The sequence below is a fragment of the Salinisphaera sp. T31B1 genome (assembly GCF_040361275.1).
Lineage (GTDB): Bacteria > Pseudomonadota > Gammaproteobacteria > Nevskiales > Salinisphaeraceae > Salinisphaera.
In genome coordinates, this window is the sequence record NZ_APNH01000005.1 from 62,294 (window position 1) to 76,755 (window position 14,462).

General features: G+C 62.7%; 17 protein-coding genes. 6 read left to right on the forward strand and 11 right to left on the reverse strand.

What is annotated here, in order from left to right; translation table 11 throughout:
• Window positions 1-87: 87 nt before the first annotated feature.
• Both T31B1_RS17120 and T31B1_RS17125 read right to left on the reverse strand, forming a co-directional pair.
• A complete protein-coding gene (locus tag T31B1_RS17120; protein ID WP_353250755.1) occupies window positions 88-789 on the reverse strand; it encodes a glutathione S-transferase family protein in 702 nt (233 codons plus the stop codon).
• A gap of 92 nt (window positions 790-881) precedes the next feature.
• Window positions 882-1,307: an OsmC family protein gene (locus tag T31B1_RS17125; protein WP_353250756.1), complete on the reverse strand. Its 426-nt coding sequence runs from the start codon at window positions 1,305-1,307 to the stop codon at window positions 882-884.
• Window positions 1,308-1,612: 305 nt separating this feature from the next.
• On the opposite strand from T31B1_RS17125, the gene T31B1_RS17130 reads away from it, so the two are divergent.
• Complete coding sequence (locus tag T31B1_RS17130; protein ID WP_353250757.1) at window positions 1,613-2,965, forward strand: MFS transporter; 1,353 nt, start codon at window positions 1,613-1,615, stop codon at window positions 2,963-2,965.
• Between the two features lie 41 nt (window positions 2,966-3,006).
• Here the strand turns inward: T31B1_RS17130 and T31B1_RS17135 are convergent, their stop codons facing one another.
• From T31B1_RS17135 to purT, 3 genes are all read right to left on the reverse strand, one after another.
• Window positions 3,007-3,780, reverse strand: coding sequence for an SDR family oxidoreductase (locus T31B1_RS17135; RefSeq protein ID WP_353250758.1), 774 nt, complete (start codon window positions 3,778-3,780; stop codon window positions 3,007-3,009).
• Window positions 3,781-3,894: 114 nt separating this feature from the next.
• Complete coding sequence (locus tag T31B1_RS17140) at window positions 3,895-4,119, reverse strand: hypothetical protein (RefSeq protein WP_353250759.1); 225 nt, start codon at window positions 4,117-4,119, stop codon at window positions 3,895-3,897.
• Window positions 4,120-4,262: 143 nt separating this feature from the next.
• Entirely contained in the window at window positions 4,263-5,453 is a 1,191-nt protein-coding gene (gene purT / locus T31B1_RS17145) for a formate-dependent phosphoribosylglycinamide formyltransferase (RefSeq protein WP_353250760.1), read from the reverse strand.
• A gap of 133 nt (window positions 5,454-5,586) precedes the next feature.
• On the opposite strand from purT, the gene T31B1_RS17150 reads away from it, so the two are divergent.
• The 3 genes from T31B1_RS17150 to T31B1_RS17160 are packed head-to-tail and all read left to right on the forward strand — an operon-like array spanning window position 5,587 to window position 7,973.
• Window positions 5,587-6,798: a CaiB/BaiF CoA transferase family protein gene (locus T31B1_RS17150; protein ID WP_353250761.1), complete on the forward strand. Its 1,212-nt coding sequence runs from the start codon at window positions 5,587-5,589 to the stop codon at window positions 6,796-6,798.
• Entirely contained in the window at window positions 6,795-7,508 is a 714-nt protein-coding gene (locus T31B1_RS17155) for a glutathione S-transferase family protein (protein WP_353250762.1), read from the forward strand. Before T31B1_RS17150 ends, T31B1_RS17155 begins: the two co-directional genes overlap by 4 nt.
• Window positions 7,509-7,544: 36 nt before the next feature.
• Window positions 7,545-7,973: a hypothetical protein gene (locus T31B1_RS17160; RefSeq protein ID WP_353250763.1), complete on the forward strand. Its 429-nt coding sequence runs from the start codon at window positions 7,545-7,547 to the stop codon at window positions 7,971-7,973.
• 20 nt (window positions 7,974-7,993) lie between these two features.
• Here T31B1_RS17160 and T31B1_RS17165 read toward each other — a convergent pair whose 3' ends face one another.
• Window positions 7,994-9,205: a sensor histidine kinase gene (locus T31B1_RS17165; protein WP_353250764.1), complete on the reverse strand. Its 1,212-nt coding sequence runs from the start codon at window positions 9,203-9,205 to the stop codon at window positions 7,994-7,996.
• Window positions 9,206-9,349: 144 nt separating this feature from the next.
• On the opposite strand from T31B1_RS17165, the gene T31B1_RS17170 reads away from it, so the two are divergent.
• The gene (locus tag T31B1_RS17170; RefSeq protein ID WP_353250765.1) at window positions 9,350-9,970 is read left to right on the forward strand and encodes a response regulator transcription factor; all 621 of its coding nucleotides are present in this window, start codon (window positions 9,350-9,352) and stop codon (window positions 9,968-9,970) included.
• 90 nt (window positions 9,971-10,060) lie between these two features.
• Here the strand turns inward: T31B1_RS17170 and T31B1_RS17175 are convergent, their stop codons facing one another.
• The 4 genes from T31B1_RS17175 to T31B1_RS17190 all read right to left on the reverse strand — a co-directional run bounded on the left by T31B1_RS17175 (window position 10,061) and on the right by T31B1_RS17190 (window position 12,383).
• On the reverse strand, window positions 10,061-10,237 hold the full coding sequence (locus T31B1_RS17175) for a DUF1328 domain-containing protein (RefSeq protein WP_353250766.1): 177 nt from the start codon (window positions 10,235-10,237) through the stop codon (window positions 10,061-10,063).
• A 178-nt stretch (window positions 10,238-10,415) separates the two neighbouring features.
• Entirely contained in the window at window positions 10,416-10,850 is a 435-nt protein-coding gene (locus T31B1_RS17180; protein WP_353250767.1) for a host attachment protein, read from the reverse strand.
• Window positions 10,851-10,941: 91 nt separating this feature from the next.
• Window positions 10,942-11,874 (reverse strand): ectoine hydroxylase, encoded by a 933-nt coding sequence (gene thpD, locus T31B1_RS17185; RefSeq protein WP_353250768.1) that lies wholly within the window; start codon window positions 11,872-11,874, stop codon window positions 10,942-10,944.
• Window positions 11,875-12,185: 311 nt separating this feature from the next.
• Window positions 12,186-12,383, reverse strand: coding sequence for a CsbD family protein (locus tag T31B1_RS17190; protein WP_353250769.1), 198 nt, complete (start codon window positions 12,381-12,383; stop codon window positions 12,186-12,188).
• Window positions 12,384-12,535: 152 nt separating this feature from the next.
• On the opposite strand from T31B1_RS17190, the gene T31B1_RS17195 reads away from it, so the two are divergent.
• The gene (locus T31B1_RS17195) at window positions 12,536-13,576 is read left to right on the forward strand and encodes a hypothetical protein (protein ID WP_353250770.1); all 1,041 of its coding nucleotides are present in this window, start codon (window positions 12,536-12,538) and stop codon (window positions 13,574-13,576) included.
• 16 nt (window positions 13,577-13,592) lie between these two features.
• On the opposite strand, the gene speE is transcribed toward T31B1_RS17195, so the two are convergent.
• Window positions 13,593-14,438: a polyamine aminopropyltransferase gene (speE, locus tag T31B1_RS17200; protein ID WP_353250771.1), complete on the reverse strand. Its 846-nt coding sequence runs from the start codon at window positions 14,436-14,438 to the stop codon at window positions 13,593-13,595.
• Between the last annotated feature and the right edge of the window lie 24 nt (window positions 14,439-14,462).

Consider the following 14,462-nt stretch of genomic DNA (forward strand, 5'->3'; position numbering starts at 1 on the left):
TCTCGTTTTGGCGCGTATGAACCCAAAGACCTTGCGACGATCGGCAAAAATACAATGCCCGACATCGAAATCGCGGCTTGGCGAATGTTACGGGTCGAGGTGCGACAACTCGTCGAGCCCGCTGCCGCCGTCGCCATAAGCTTTCTTGAAAGCATCTCGTGATTTCCAGCGCTGCCAGTGCGCGTCGATATGCTCGAAGCGTTCGTCCAGCGGTGTTTCGTTGGGCCCGAACTTGCCGAACGCCACGGCCGTGCAGAGCGTGATGTCGGCGAACGTGGGCTCGTCGCCGCCGGCGAGCCAGTCGCGGCCATCGGCCAGATGGGTATCGACTATGCCGGCGTGGGCGATCGCCTTCTTGCGCGACGATTCGCCCCAGGCCGGGTTGTACGTTGGCTCGAGCTTGAAGCCGAGCCCGGTGTGCTGGACGTGGAACATGGTCACGATCGGCAGCAGCACATGCAGATAGCAGCGCTGGTCCCACATGATGTCGCGTGCCTGCGCCAGGGGGTTTTCGCCGGTGATCTTGCGACCGGTGTAGCTGTGATCGATGTAATGCACGATCGCCGGCGTTTCCGACAAGGTCGTGCCGTCGGCCAACTCCAGTACCGGTGCCTCGCCGAACGGATTGCGACGGTAGTGGCGCCAGCTACGCTGTTCACCGCCCGGGGCCATGTCGAGCAGTTGCTCGTCGAACTCTGCCGCGACCCCTTTTTCATGCATGAACAAACGCAGACGCTGCGGGTTGGGGAAGGCTGACGGCGCGGTGTAGATCGTGGGTCGTTGACTCATTTCAGCTCCTCGGGACAGCGGGCAGGGCGGGTCGGGCCGGAAACAAAAAAGCCGGGTCATACCCGGCTTTGATGAGCAGCGCTGGTGGCGGCTTAGCTTTCCAGCGCAGCGTCGAGCGTGATCTCGGCGCCTTTATACAGCCGGGACACCGGGCAGGCGTCCTTTGCCTTGGCGGCGATTTCCTTGAACTGGGCGTCGTCGATGCCCGGGACCTTGCCACGAGTAATCAGCGTGATCTTGTCGATCGTAGGCGTGCCATCCACCGAGAAATGCACCTTCGCCTCGGTCTTGATCGAATCCGGTGGGTTGCCTTCTTCGGCCAGCATGGCAGAGAACTGCATGGAAAAGCAGCCCGCGTGTGCGGCGCCGATCAGCTCTTCGGGATTGGTGCCGGTACCTTCTTCGAAACGGGTCTTGAAAGAAAACTGGCCTTCATAAGCGCCGCTCTCGAGCGCCATGTTGCCCTGGCCGGACTTCAGATCACCCTGCCACGTCGCGTTTGCCTTGCGTGTCGGCATCACTGCCTCCTGTATTGATGACCCCCCAACCGTACGGCCCGGAGGCAACAAAGACAAGTATTGTGCGCAATATAAATTCGGAAAGCGTCGGTGTTCTCAACCGTAAGAACATCGAGCGTAACCGGGCGACCGGATGCGTGAAGCCGCTGTCGATAGCGGCTGGCCAAGGTTGCAGCGGTCTGCCGTCGGCGGCCACGCACGGCAAAGGCCGTCCCGGGTATTCGAAAATACGCTAATTGTATGCAGCACCCATTGGTGCTAGCGTCGATTATCCCTTCCATACAGCCCGCCGGTGGGTCAGGAACATGAACGACACAGTGTCCAGCGAACAGACGGTCGACGAAGCCGACGTGCGCAAAGCCGTCGGCGCTGCCGGGATGGGCAACGCGCTCGAATGGTTTGATTTCGGCGTATACAGCTATATGGCGGGCACGGTCGGACACGTGTTCTTTCCATCGCACAGCGATACCGCATCGCTGCTGTCCTCGTTTGCAGTATTCGCCATCGCGTTCCTGGTGCGCCCTCTGGGCGGGCTATTCTTCGGCCCGTTGGGCGACAAGATCGGCCGAAGCAAAGTGCTTGCCACCACCATCATCATGATGTCGGCCGGTACTTTCGTGGTCGGACTGCTGCCGAGCTTTGCCGCGATCGGCATCTGGGCGCCGATCTTGCTCATCTGTGCGCGGCTGATACAAGGGTTTTCGACCGGCGGCGAGTACGGCGGGGCCGCGACGTTCATCTGTGAATACTCGCCCGACGACCGCCGTGGCTTTCTCGGCAGCTGGCTCGAATTCGGTACGCTGGCCGGCTATTCGCTCGGCGCGTTTCTGGTCACCGGCATTTCGATGCTGCTGGGAGACCAGGCGTTCGGGGATTGGGGCTGGCGTATCCCGTTCCTGGTGGCCGGGCCGCTGGGGCTGATCGGCCTGTATCTGAGGTTGAAGCTGGAGGACAGCCCCGCCTTCGAGAACATGAAGGCCGAGGAGGCCAACAAGGATTCGAGCCTGCGCGAGATCTTTGTCGACAACGCGCGGCTGATGCTGCTCTGCATCGGGCTGGTTCTGATCCTCAACGTCGCCTATTACACCGTGCTCACCTATCTGCCGAGCTATCTCACCGATGTGCTCGACATGAGTTCCTCGAACTCGCTGGTGTTCCTGGTGGCCACGATGATCGGCATGATGTGTGTGATCGGTCTGGTGGGCAAGCTCTCCGACAAGGTGGGCCGGCGCCCGGTGCTCATCGGCGCCTGTGTCGGTTTCATCGTGCTGTCCTACCCGGCCTTCATGCTGCTGTCGGTGGGCAGTATCTTCACCACGATCTGTGGACTGGCGCTCCTGGGCGGGCTGGTGGTGTTGCTGGCCGGCACGATGCCGGCCACGCTGCCGGCGATCTTCCCCACCCGTATCCGCTACGGTGGGTTCGCCATTTCCTACAATATCTCGACGTCGCTGTTCGGCGGCACTGCGCCGTTTTTGATCACCTGGCTGATTTCGGTAACCGGTGACAATTTCGTGCCGGCTTACTACCTGATGCTGGCGGCGGCGATTGCGATTGCCCCGATTCTGATGATCCCCGAAACCGCCAACCGCGCGATGCCGGGATCCAAGGCGCTGCGCGGTCACAGTGCCAGCACGGGTTCGGCGCAGCCTGCGTGAACGCGGCCGGCTGGCTCGTCACCGGCCGGCCGGTATGATTCTCAATGCTGATAGATCATCCGGCGGGTCATGCCACCGTCGATGACCAGCGTCTGGCCGGTGATGAACGCGGCCTCTGCCGAACATAGAAATGCCACGGCCGCGGCGATGTCTTCGCCACGGCCCACGCGTCCTGCAGGATGCTGGGCGTGGTCCATGTCGCGAAGCGGTGAGGGCGGCTCGGCGTGTTTTCGCTGATCGCGAACGTCGATCCAGCCCGGCGCGATGCCATTGACACGAATGTCCGGGCCCAGGCTGATCGACAACGCATGGGTCAAGGCGTTAATGCCGCCCTTGCTGGCTGCATAGGCCTCGGTATGGGCTTCTGACTGCAACATCCGCGTCGAGGCCATGTTGACGATACAGCCGCCGGACCGGCGCAGCAGTGGCGTGGCGTGCTTGGACAGCAGAAAGTAGCCGGTCAGATTGACCCGGATCACCCGCTCCCAATCGGACAGTGCCAGCGATTCGATCGGGCCGTTGAAGGGGTCGGCCAGCCCGGCATTGTTGACCAGTACATCCAGGCGCCCATGGGCCTCGTCGAGTGCCTTCACGGCCTCGGCTACGCCCGGCTCGTCGGCCACATCCACCGTGCGCACGGTCAGTTGCGCCGACTTGCCGCGTGCGCGCTCGTAAAGATCGTCGAGCGCGTCGCGGTCGATGTCCAGTGCATGAACGTGATAACCGTCGGCGAGTAGACGCCCGGTGATCGCGCGGCCGATGCCCTGACCGGCGCCGGTGACGATTGCAGTCCGGCTGGATGGTTCGAGACTCATGTGCGGCTCCGTTGAAAACGCAGACGATGATTCAGGCCAAAAAAAACCCGCCGCGTAAAGCGGCGGGTCCGAACGACCTCCGGGGCGGCTGACCGCGCCGGAGTGGCCGACAACTTAGCTGTTGTTGTCGGTGGCGTCTTCCATCTTGTCGCCAGCGTCGTCCATCTTGTCTTCCATCTTGTCGCCAGCGTCTTCCATGCTGTCCTGGGCGTTGTCGGTGGCGTTGTCGATCTTCTCGCCGGCATTCTCGGCCGGGCCGTCGTTGTCGCAGGCAGCCAGCGTCAGCGTGCCCATGCCGAGCAGCATGGCCAGGAGAATCGTGGTGAGTTTCTTCTGCATTGGTGAGCTCCTTGGAATTCGGTTGATTAAAGCCCTGCTTCTCTGTATGCCGTGTCGACATCCCCCGGCAGGCCTTGGACCAAAGTATAAGTCACTTCCGGCTTTCCCGTATATGAACAGACAGGTTTTAACTTTTCGAGGGCTCAGTATTCGACCTGCACGTACGCTGCGCTCTCGCGTGCCAGTGCGCGTGCCGCCTCGACGGTGTCCGCGCGCGCCAGGGCCACGCCGAGCCGGCGCGCGCCGTCGATGTCGGGTTTGCCGAACAGGCGCAGCTCCGTATCCGCGGCGGCCAGGGCACGCGTGAGTCCGCTGTAGCGCATCGATCGGCTCGTACCCTGGCCCATGATTACGGCCGAAGCCGCCGGGCCGCGCTGTTCGATGGTGGGAATGGGCAACCCGAGGATGGCGCGCACGTGCAGGGCGAATTCCGACAGGTTCTGGCTGGACAGCGTTACCAGGCCGGTGTCATGGGGGCGTGGCGACACCTCGGAAAACCAGACCGTATCGCCGGCGACGAAGAACTCCACGCCGAACAGGCCATGGCCGCCCAGGGCCTGGGTGATCGCGCCGGCCTGGCGCTGTGCTTCGACCAGCGCCGCCTCGCTCATCGCCTGCGGCTGCCAGGATTCACGATAGTCGCCGTCGACCTGGCGGTGGCCGATGGGCGCGCAGAAGGCAGTGCCGTCGATATGGCGCACGGTCAGCAGCGTGATCTCGTAGTCAAAATCCACGAAGCCTTCGACGATGACCCGCGAATTGCCGTGGCGCTGGCCGCGGCCGCCGGCCTGGGAGTAGCGCCACGCCGGCTCGATATCGTCGGCATGGCGCACTGTGCTCTGTCCTTTGCCGGAAGACGACATCACCGGCTTGACCACGCAGGGCAGACCGACTGACTCGACCGCGGCCCGATAGTCCTGTTCGGTCTCGGCAAATGCGAATGCGGACGTGCGCAGGCCCAGCTCGTCGGCGGCCAGACGACGGATGCCTTCGCGGTCCATGGTCAGGCGTGTCGCCCGAGCGGTGGGCACGACATGAAAGCCTTCGGCCTCGAGCTCGATGAGTGTGGCGGTGGCGATCGCTTCGATCTCCGGCACGATCAGCGCCGGGCGCTCGGCCCGTATGAGCGTGCGCAGCGCATCGGCATCGCCCATGTCGACCACGCGTCGGTGTGAGGCCACATGCATGGCCGGGGCGTTGTCGTAGCGGTCCACGGCGATCACTTCGCAGCCCAGTCGCGCCAGTTCGATGGCGACCTCCTTGCCGAGTTCACCGCTGCCCAGCAGCATGACCCGTGTAGCCGAGTCGGAATAGGGGGTGCCGATAGATGACATGGAACTCCTGGGACAGATGGAACGCGAGTGGCGCATATTGTCGCCAAGCGCGACGGTGGTTGGAAGCGGCGAAGGTTTTCCGGCCGGCGACGCGGCGCTAGACTCGCCGAATTGTCTGTATCAGCAACACAACATGAAACATCCTTTGAGCGGTTATCGCGTGATCGATACCACAGCCATGGTGTCGGGCCCGCTGGCCACCATGCAGCTGGCCGATCAGGGCGCCGAAGTGCTCAAGATCGAACGGCCGGGCGTAGGCGACTACACGCGCCTGGCCTCGAACCGGCGCCATGGTTTTTCGGCCAGCTATCTGAACAACAATCGCAACAAGCGTTCGGTGGCGCTGGATCTCAAGCAGGCCGACGGTTTGGCGGCGCTCGAGCGCCTATGCGAGAACGCGGACGTGTTCGTGCAGAACTTCCGCCCCGGCGTGGCCGAGCGTATGGGCATCGGCGAGCAGGCCATCCGAGCGGTCGCGCCCCACATCATCTATGTCTCGATCAGCGGTTTCGGCGATGCCGGGCCGTATGCGGGCTACCCGGTGTACGACCCGCTCGTTCAAGCGCTGTCGAGTCTGGCCAGTATCCAGGGCGGCGCCGATACGGCCCGTCCGCGTCTGGTGCGAACGATCGTGCCCGACAAGCTCACCGGCTATGTCGCCGCCCAGGCGATCACCGCGGCACTGCTGGCCCGCGAGCGTGGCGCGCCGGGCCAGCACGTGCGCGTATCCATGCTGGACGCGGTGATCGACTTCCTCTGGCATTCGGATATGAACAGCCAGACGTTCGTCGGCGACGAGTTCGACCAGGCCCGAGCCGCGAGTTTCATTGACCTGATCTATGAAACCACCACCGGGCATATCAGCGTGGCCGTCCAGTCCGACAAGGAGTGGCAGGCCTTGATCCGAGCACTGGACACGCCGGAGTGGAACCAAGACCCCCGTTTTGCCACCCCGGCCGATCGCCAAGACAATATCGACGCCCGCCTGGCGCTCACGCAGCAAAAACTGGCCACGGCCAGCGCTGAGCACTGGCTCGAGCGCCTGGCCGAGTACGGCGTGCCCTGTGCGCCGGTACTCACCCGCAGCGATCTGCTCGAACACGAACAGATCGCCGCCAACGCCATCATTGTGGAAAACGAGCATCCTCAGGCGGGGCGTCTGCGCCAGGCACGCCCGGCAGCGCGGTTTTCGGCCATGCCGGACACGGACTATGCGGGCGCGCCGGCGCTCGGCGCCGACACCGCGGCCGTACTGGCCGAGCACGGTTACGACACGCAGGCCATCGAACGACTGGTGGAACAGGGCGCGGCGGCCGTCGCCGCGCCGCACGAGGATACCCAATGATCGACTTCTACTATTGGCCTACGCCCAACGGCTGGAAGATCTCCATCATGCTGGAGGAGTGCGGGCTGGATTACCGCATGGTGCCGGTGGATATCAATGCCGGCGATCAGTTCGAGCCGGCCTTTCTGGCGATCTCGCCGAACCATCGCATGCCGGCGATCGTCGATCACGCGCCCCCGGCCGATTATGGCGATGCACCCGTGCCGATCTTCGAATCGGGCGCGATCATCCGGTATCTGGCCGAAAAGGCGCAGTGCCTTTATCCGGCCGAAGCGCGGCTGCGCAAGGAAATCGACGAGTGGCTGTTCTGGCAAGTCGGCAACCTGGGGCCCATGGGCGGCCAGATGAGCCACTTCGTCAACTATGCGCCCGGAGAACATCCATACTCCTACAAGCGCTATACCGGTGAATATCATCGGTGTCTGGGCGTACTGGAACGGCGTCTGGCCGATCGGCGCTATCTGGTCGGCGAGCAATACACCATTGCCGACATCATCAACTGGCCCTGGGTTCTTATTTCCAAGGCCATGGGCCAGCCGCTGGACGAATTTCCTCGGGTCGCGGCGTGGCGACAGCGCATCAAGGAACGCCCGGCCGTTCAGCGTGGCGTGGATCTGGGCAAGGACATGCGCGGCGGTCAGCCCAAGAGTGAGGCGGCGCGTCAGCGGTTGTTCGGCCAGACCGCGAATACGGCCGGTACCGGCGAGTGACATCGCCGATCAACGATCATTCACAGAGGATATTTCATGTTTGCGTTCGTCAAGGCGTTCATCGCCGGCTTTCTGGCGGTGTTGAGCTTCCACCAGGGCCTGGTATGGCTGCTCGACATGCAAGGGGTCATCGATGCCACGCCCTGGGCCATGACCCCGGTGCCGCCTCTGGGCGTGCCCAAGGTTGTTTCGTCGGCCCTGTTCGGTGGCCTGTGGGGCGTTCTGCTGTGGTTGCTCATCCGGCGTGCGCTGGCCGCCGGTTACTATGTCGGCGCGATCATTCTCGGTGCGATCTTTCCGAGCCTGGTGGCACTGACCCTGGTGACGTGGCTCAAGAACGGTCAGGACACCGGCGCCATGATCGATAGCTGGAACATGCATCGCATGTGGATCGCACTGGCCGTCAACGGTGCCTGGGGCCTCGGCGTGGCGGTGTTCATGCGCATCATGCACCCACCACGCTGAATCCGGCCTGGGACAGCGATTCAGGCCAGTGGCAAACGCAGGACGAACGCGGTACGGATCTCGTCGTTGGCCGCCCGAGCGGGTGCGCCGGCGCGGCCACGGTTGGCGACCATCAGGTCGCCGCCATGGCTGCGTGCCAGCGTACGGCTGATGGCCAGTCCCAGGCCAAGGCCCTCGGCCTTGGTGGTGGCAAACGGTTCGAACAACGCCACGTCTTCGCCGATGCCGGGCCCGTTGTCGGACACCTCGATTTCGATATGGTCGTCGACCTGTGCCGTATCGATCCGTATATCACGACTGGTGTGATCGACATCGAATGCGTCGATGGCGTTGGTGATCAGATTACGCAGGATCTGCTGGGTTAGGATCCGGTCGATCGGCACCTCGACGTCCTGCAGCTTTGCCGGGTCCGGTCCGTAGTAGCGGACATCGTTTTCGCGCAGGGCGGCATCCATGATCTGGTGGATATCGTCGATCAACGGCGCCAGGGGAATCACCCGCCGGGCCGGTTCGCCGTCGCGCACGAAATCGCGCAGGTGATGGATCATCGAAGTGGCCCGCTCGATTTCGGTGTCCGCGCGCGTTAGGGCCGTACGTGCCGGGCGAGCGCTGGCGGCCAGGTGCTGGCCCGCATGGGCAATGAAATTGCGGGCTGCGGTCAGCGGCTGGCTCAGGTCGTGTGCCAGTCCGGTACCCAGCGCCGCGAAGATGGCCATGCGATCACGTGTGCTGATGGAGTCGTTCAAGCGGGTGAGACGGTCGTTGTTCTGGATGCGATCGGTGATATCCAGCGCGAAGCCGGCCAGACGGTAGAGTTGCCCGGCATCGTCGTAGACCGGATAGGCGCGATCGCGGATCCAGCGCATCTGGCCGTCGGGACGGTCGATACGAAAGATTTCGTCGTAGTCGCCGGTCGCGGCATCCCGCTTGAAGGCGACCAGTACCTGTTCGCGATCGGCCTCGTGGACCCACGTTAGTCGGCTGCCGGGGTCTTCATACAGGCTGTCGCAAGTCTGGCCCCAGATGTTTTCGTAGGCCGGACTTACATAGACCAGCTCGTCGCCCATGGCGTTGGTCATCCAGAACACTTCTCGAATATGCTCTGCGAGTTCCCGAAAGCAGCGCTCGTTGTTCTCCGCGCGATAGCGCCGTTCGCGTTCCTCGACGAGTTCGTGTTCCAGTTCGGTCAGACGCCTGGGCGTGTCGTTCGTTTCGCTAGGCTGGTGATTCATCGTCGAGTTTCTCGAGTAGTGGAAGATCGGCACCGGCACGCGGGCGATCAGTGGAGCGCGAACGGTTCTTGCTTAATCCGAACGAGTCATTTAAAACGAACCGCCCGTCGATCCATCGACTTTCAACGAGAGGTATCAGGCCTGATGGCGTTTGCTGTTCACATCGTCGACGACGATCCGGGCGTGCGCGAATCTCTACGCGCGCTGCTGGGTGATGCGGGCTATACCGTGCACTGTTATTCGAGCGCCGAACAGTTGCTCGAGCACAGCGCCGGTATCTCAGGTTGCGCCTTGATCGACCTTCGGCTCAAGGACATGAACGGCATCGAACTACAGCAGCATCTGATTGCCGAACAGTCCAACGTCGATATCCTGATGATGAGCGCGTACGGATCGATCGAGTCGGCGGTTACCGCGATGCGCCGCGGTGCCGTGGATTTCATCGAAAAGCCGTTCGTGCCGGAAAAGCTTCTGGCGCGTATCCGCTCGCTGGCCGAGGCCACCGACGGCGACGAGACAGTACAACGGGATGCGCGGCATTGCGCAGCGCTGGTGGAACTGCTCACCCCGCGCGAAAAACAGGTGCTGAGCATGATTGTCGACGGATTCGCGAACAAGCAGGTCGCCAGCGCCCTGGATATCAGCGCACGCACGGTGGAAACGCATCGCGTGCATATCATGAACAAGCTGAATGCCGAATCGCTTCCGCATCTGGTGCGGATCTGGATCACCGCAGGACACCATCTGGAAACGCCGGGTATGTGATCGGCCGGTGTCTGGTCGAAACACGGCCGGCCCGGCAGGGCCGACCGTATTCGCAATGCGGGCCGTAGCCCGCTCATTCATGCAGCCGCGTCAGATCTTGGGCCCGCGTCCACGCACCGCGTTGGATACCAGTGCGAGAATGAACAGCACCAGGAAGATGAAGAACAGGATCTTGGCAATGCCTGCCGCGCCGGAGGCGATACCGCCGAACCCGAACAGAGCGGCAATGATTGCGACGATGAAAAAGGTGATGGCCCAACCCAGCATAGGTTTTCTCCAGTGATTGAGGGATTGCGTGTGTGCGTACAGTTCATTGAGATTAGACGCCGGACGAACACGGGCCAATCCGTAAATGCCCTCACGCATTCACGCCTGTTCAGTATGCAGCAAAATACGACCGTTAGTGCTTTCGACTAGACGTTTCGCCGTGGGCCGGCGTGCCCGATTACAGTCGATCGTCGAGCAGGCGTTCGATGTCGGCCGTGTCGTGCTGGGCCCAGTTCTTATCGATCGATGTCGCTACGGTGTCTGCGACCGGCGAGTCAAGCTGGTCACGTAGCAGACCCAGAAACGATGGGTCGGCAGCGATCACCAGACTGTCGAACGCGTTGTCGTTGAACGCCGATTTCAATGTCTGCGCGATCTGCTTGGCAAAGATGTCCGCGTGCTTTTCACTCGTGGTGGTCTGCGGGTCGGCCTGATGGCGACCCGAGCCGCCGCTGTCGTGCACCTCGCCCTTGCCGCCAGTGCGGAGGTCACCTTCATGAGCCCGGCTCTGGGCATGGCTAAGCGTGTTTTCCGGCGTCAACTTGCCATCGTTGGTGCGGGTGAAGATCCGTGCCTGAGCGGCATCGGCGACCACGATCCATTGCTTGTTCATGGGTGTCTGTCCTGAATGAGTTGAGTTGAACCAAGACTGGTTGAATAGACGCCGCGGCGTGGCGCCGGGGCTGGCATGTCCGCTGTCGTAATCAGGCGCTACGCCGAAACGGCATACCCAATGGGTCCTGCATCTCGAGCGGTTCGGGATGGTCCCGGTTGGCCAGAAAGGACGGCCTGGGCGTTTCGGCCGCGAACGGCTGTTCCAATGCGTTGTCGACGCTGTTGTACACGAAGAACAGGTTCGAGCGCGGCCACGGCGACATATTCGAATTGGACGCATGCAGCGTATTGCATTCGAACAACAGCAGCGAGCCGGCGCGGCCCTTCGGCGCGACGATACCCCCGCGATTGACCAGCGCCTGAAGATTGGACTGGCTGGGCACGCCGGCTTCCTGAGCCTTGAGCGAGCTCTTCCAGTTGTCGTCCGGCGTGGTGCCCTGACACGGCACGAAATGATGGTGCGACCCGGGGATCAGCATCAGCGGGCCGTTGAACTCGTTGTTGTCGGTGAGCATGATCGACGCGCTGACCGCCCGCATGCGCGGCATACCATCCTCGGCATGCCAGGTCTCGAAGTCAGAGTGCCAGTCGAAGCCGGCGCCCTGAAAACCGTACTTGTCATTGATGCGCGACTGATGAATATAGACATCGCCGCCCAGCAACTGACGGACCATGCCCAGGATGCGTGGATCGCGGGTCAACTCGTCGAAACGTTGAGAGATGCGGTGCATGTCGAAAACCGAGCGGATCGCACCGGACTTCGGATCACGGATGACGCCGTCCTGACGCAGCAGATCCTCGTCGCGGCCCATTTCATCCAGTTCGTCGAAGAACGGCGCCATCCGCTCTTCGGAGAAAAATCCTTCGAAGGAAAGAAAGCCGTCACGCTCGAAGTCGGACAACGCCACTTCGCCCAGCGGGCCGTCCCAGCGCTGCGTCGTGGGCATATGGACCACCGGGTCGCAGCGTATGTGGCGCTCGCGTTCGACCCGCGTGCGCGTAACGTAATCGTCGTGTCGCATATCGGTCTCCTGCTGGCTGATTTCGGAGTCACGGCATACCTGGCGGACCGGTCTCAAGCGCCTGGCGGCAGCCCGCGATCGGTCTGCGAAATAGAGCCGGTCGCATCGGCTTGGCCGTGCCTTTCGACTCCGGTCTCGTGCGCGTGCGTTGCCGGCAGAATTACATGACAGGGCGCGCCCGGACCGGGCGGGTGGTCGCGCAGTCATCGTCCGAGGCTTGGCTCGGACCCGCCGAACGCAGGCAAGCCCCGTCGGACCGCGTCGCCTCGGACGATATCCATCTAGACTGGCCGTGCGCCGGCCAGACCGTTCTAAAAACGGCGCTCGAACTCCACGAGCTTTTCTTCGGCGGCTTCCTTGGTATCGCCGTACTTCTCCTGAATCTTGGCGAGCAGGTTCTGGCGTCGGCCGCGTACCTCCTCCACATCATCATCGGTCAAGCGGCCCCAATGTTCGCGGACCTTGCCCTTCATTTGTTCCCACTTGCCTTCGAACTGGTCATCGTTCATCGCGTTTCTCCAATCGGGTTGAAAGTCGACGGTGCCCACGCTAGGCATGGCCTGAAAGCCTCTCAATCCGAACTAGTACGGAGCGTTGTCGGCTCGCAGGCAGGGCGTCGAGCGGGTAAGCTCGCCTGACGGTTTCAATGTTTCAGTGGTCCATGACAAAGTCCAAATCGCTCGGTGATCACGCACAGGCTTTGCTCGAGGCGCATGTCGCCTTCGAAGTCGACCAGTGGCAGGGCAAGCCGGCCGCCGGTCGGCTGCGCGATGAGATCGATGCCCTCTGGCAGTGGGCCGAACGCACGCCGCTCAGCCAGCTGGCGGATGTCGATACGGTACGTGGTGCCGCGGAACGATTGGCGCTGGACATGGATTTGCCCGATCAGTTGGCCGGTGTGATCGGCGCGATCGCGGATACGCTCGTCCGGCTGGACGTAAACAAGCAGACACGAGTCCAGGACGTGGTCGATGAATCGCTCTTCGAGGAAGGCGTGACGCTGTTCGTCGAACTCGAGGATCTGCGCGCGCGCCTGATCAAGCGGCTGCTGGACAGCCCGGTATATACGGCTCTGGCGTCGGATGTGCTCTACCAGGGGATCAAGGACTATATCTTCGCCGATACGGGGGCGATCAAATCGATTCCCGGCGTATCGTCGCTGATCAAGGGATCGACCAGCGCCGTCAGCAAGCGCCTGCCGGGGCTCGAGGCGCAGGTGGAAAAGCGCGTCCGTGCGTATATCGAGAACAACACTGCCAAGACATTGGCACGCAGCGAACAGCTGCTGCTCGAATCACTCGACGAGGCGCGCATACGCGCGATCGCCGCCGATATATGGGCCGCCATCCACGACAAGCCGCTGTCGATCGACGACGTGGTCGATGAAGACGAGTTGCAGGCGCTCATCGATTACGGATTTCGGGTCTGGAAAGAGCTGCGCCAGACCGAATACGTCGGCGAACTGGTCGACCAGGCCGTGATCGCTTATTTCGATCACTACGGAGATCGGCCGATCTCCGAACTACTCGGCCAGGTGGGCATCGACGCGCCGCTGCTCCACCAGGAGGCCGAAACCATCGCGCCGGTCGTGATCGACGGACTGGCAGAAACCGGCCTGCTGGAGGAGCTGATACGCCGCCGGCTGCGGCCGTTCTATGCGTCCAAGGCGTTCGACAAGGCGCTGGCCGCCGGCAACGGGTGACCGTCCGCGGCTATGGTCAGCGCGCCAGAATACGCGCCATGAACGCAGGCTGGGCGAACGCACCGTCGTGGATGGCTGGCGTGTAGTAGAAGGTCTCGAAGTCCGGCGCTGCCGCCGGACGGCCGAGCGGGCGGGCATCACGCAGCGCCAGCGTGGCCGACCACCAGCCGGTGGGATAACTCGGCTGCGGGAAACTCAGAAGATGGGTCTCGGCGAACCCTGCGCTGCGAAGTCCGCCGTGCATCTCGCCGATCAGCTCGCTGTGGACCAGCGGCGACTCGCTCTGCTGGACCAGCATGCCGCCCGGCCGCAGCACGCGGTGGCATTCGCGATAGAAGGCCGCGTTGAACAACCCTTCAGCCGGACCGATCGGGTCGGTGCTGTCGATGATCACCAGGTCCACGGACGCATCGGGGGCGTTCGCCATCCAGGCCACGCCATCGGCGAACGCCAGGGTGGCACGCGGGTCGTCGTTGGCCTCGCACAGGGCCGGAAAATAGGTTTCGGCCACGCGGGTGACGCGTTCGTCGATATCGATCTGGGTCACCGTGGCGACACCAGGATGCTTGAGGACTTCGCGCAGGGTGCCGCAGTCGCCGCCGCCGATGATCACCGCGTCGGCCACCTCGCCGTGGGCATACAGGGCAGGGTGCGTCATCATCTCGTGATAGACGAAGTTATCGCGATCGGTGAGCATCACCAGACCGTCGATGGTCAGCAATCGGCCGAAGGTCTCTGTCTCGTATACGGCGATGGTCTGATACTCGGACTGCTCCTCGTGGAGCTTGTCAACGATCTTGAGCGAAAACCCGAGCCCGAGCGTGTCGCTGGCTTCGGTATACCAATGCTGATCCAGTACCATGCAGCTCCCTTCGACGCCTGCAGC

Coding starts and splice junctions, on each gene's coding strand:
- T31B1_RS17195 (WP_353250770.1), top strand. CDS start 12,536: ATGACAAAGTCCAAATCGCTCGGTGATCACGCACAGGCTTTGCTCGAG.
- T31B1_RS17130 (WP_353250757.1), top strand. CDS start 1,613: ATGAACGACACAGTGTCCAGCGAACAGACGGTCGACGAAGCCGACGTG.
- T31B1_RS17120 (WP_353250755.1), bottom strand. CDS start 789: ATGAGTCAACGACCCACGATCTACACCGCGCCGTCAGCCTTCCCCAAC.
- T31B1_RS17140 (WP_353250759.1), bottom strand. CDS start 4,119: ATGCAGAAGAAACTCACCACGATTCTCCTGGCCATGCTGCTCGGCATG.
- T31B1_RS17135 (WP_353250758.1), bottom strand. CDS start 3,780: ATGAGTCTCGAACCATCCAGCCGGACTGCAATCGTCACCGGCGCCGGT.
- T31B1_RS17155 (WP_353250762.1), top strand. CDS start 6,795: ATGATCGACTTCTACTATTGGCCTACGCCCAACGGCTGGAAGATCTCC.
- T31B1_RS17165 (WP_353250764.1), bottom strand. CDS start 9,205: ATGAATCACCAGCCTAGCGAAACGAACGACACGCCCAGGCGTCTGACC.
- T31B1_RS17150 (WP_353250761.1), top strand. CDS start 5,587: ATGAAACATCCTTTGAGCGGTTATCGCGTGATCGATACCACAGCCATG.
- purT (WP_353250760.1), bottom strand. CDS start 5,453: ATGTCATCTATCGGCACCCCCTATTCCGACTCGGCTACACGGGTCATG.
- T31B1_RS17190 (WP_353250769.1), bottom strand. CDS start 12,383: ATGAACGATGACCAGTTCGAAGGCAAGTGGGAACAAATGAAGGGCAAG.
- T31B1_RS17125 (WP_353250756.1), bottom strand. CDS start 1,307: ATGCCGACACGCAAGGCAAACGCGACGTGGCAGGGTGATCTGAAGTCC.
- speE (WP_353250771.1), bottom strand. CDS start 14,438: ATGGTACTGGATCAGCATTGGTATACCGAAGCCAGCGACACGCTCGGG.
- T31B1_RS17175 (WP_353250766.1), bottom strand. CDS start 10,237: ATGCTGGGTTGGGCCATCACCTTTTTCATCGTCGCAATCATTGCCGCT.
- T31B1_RS17170 (WP_353250765.1), top strand. CDS start 9,350: ATGGCGTTTGCTGTTCACATCGTCGACGACGATCCGGGCGTGCGCGAA.
- T31B1_RS17180 (WP_353250767.1), bottom strand. CDS start 10,850: ATGAACAAGCAATGGATCGTGGTCGCCGATGCCGCTCAGGCACGGATC.
- T31B1_RS17160 (WP_353250763.1), top strand. CDS start 7,545: ATGTTTGCGTTCGTCAAGGCGTTCATCGCCGGCTTTCTGGCGGTGTTG.
- thpD (WP_353250768.1), bottom strand. CDS start 11,874: ATGCGACACGACGATTACGTTACGCGCACGCGGGTCGAACGCGAGCGC.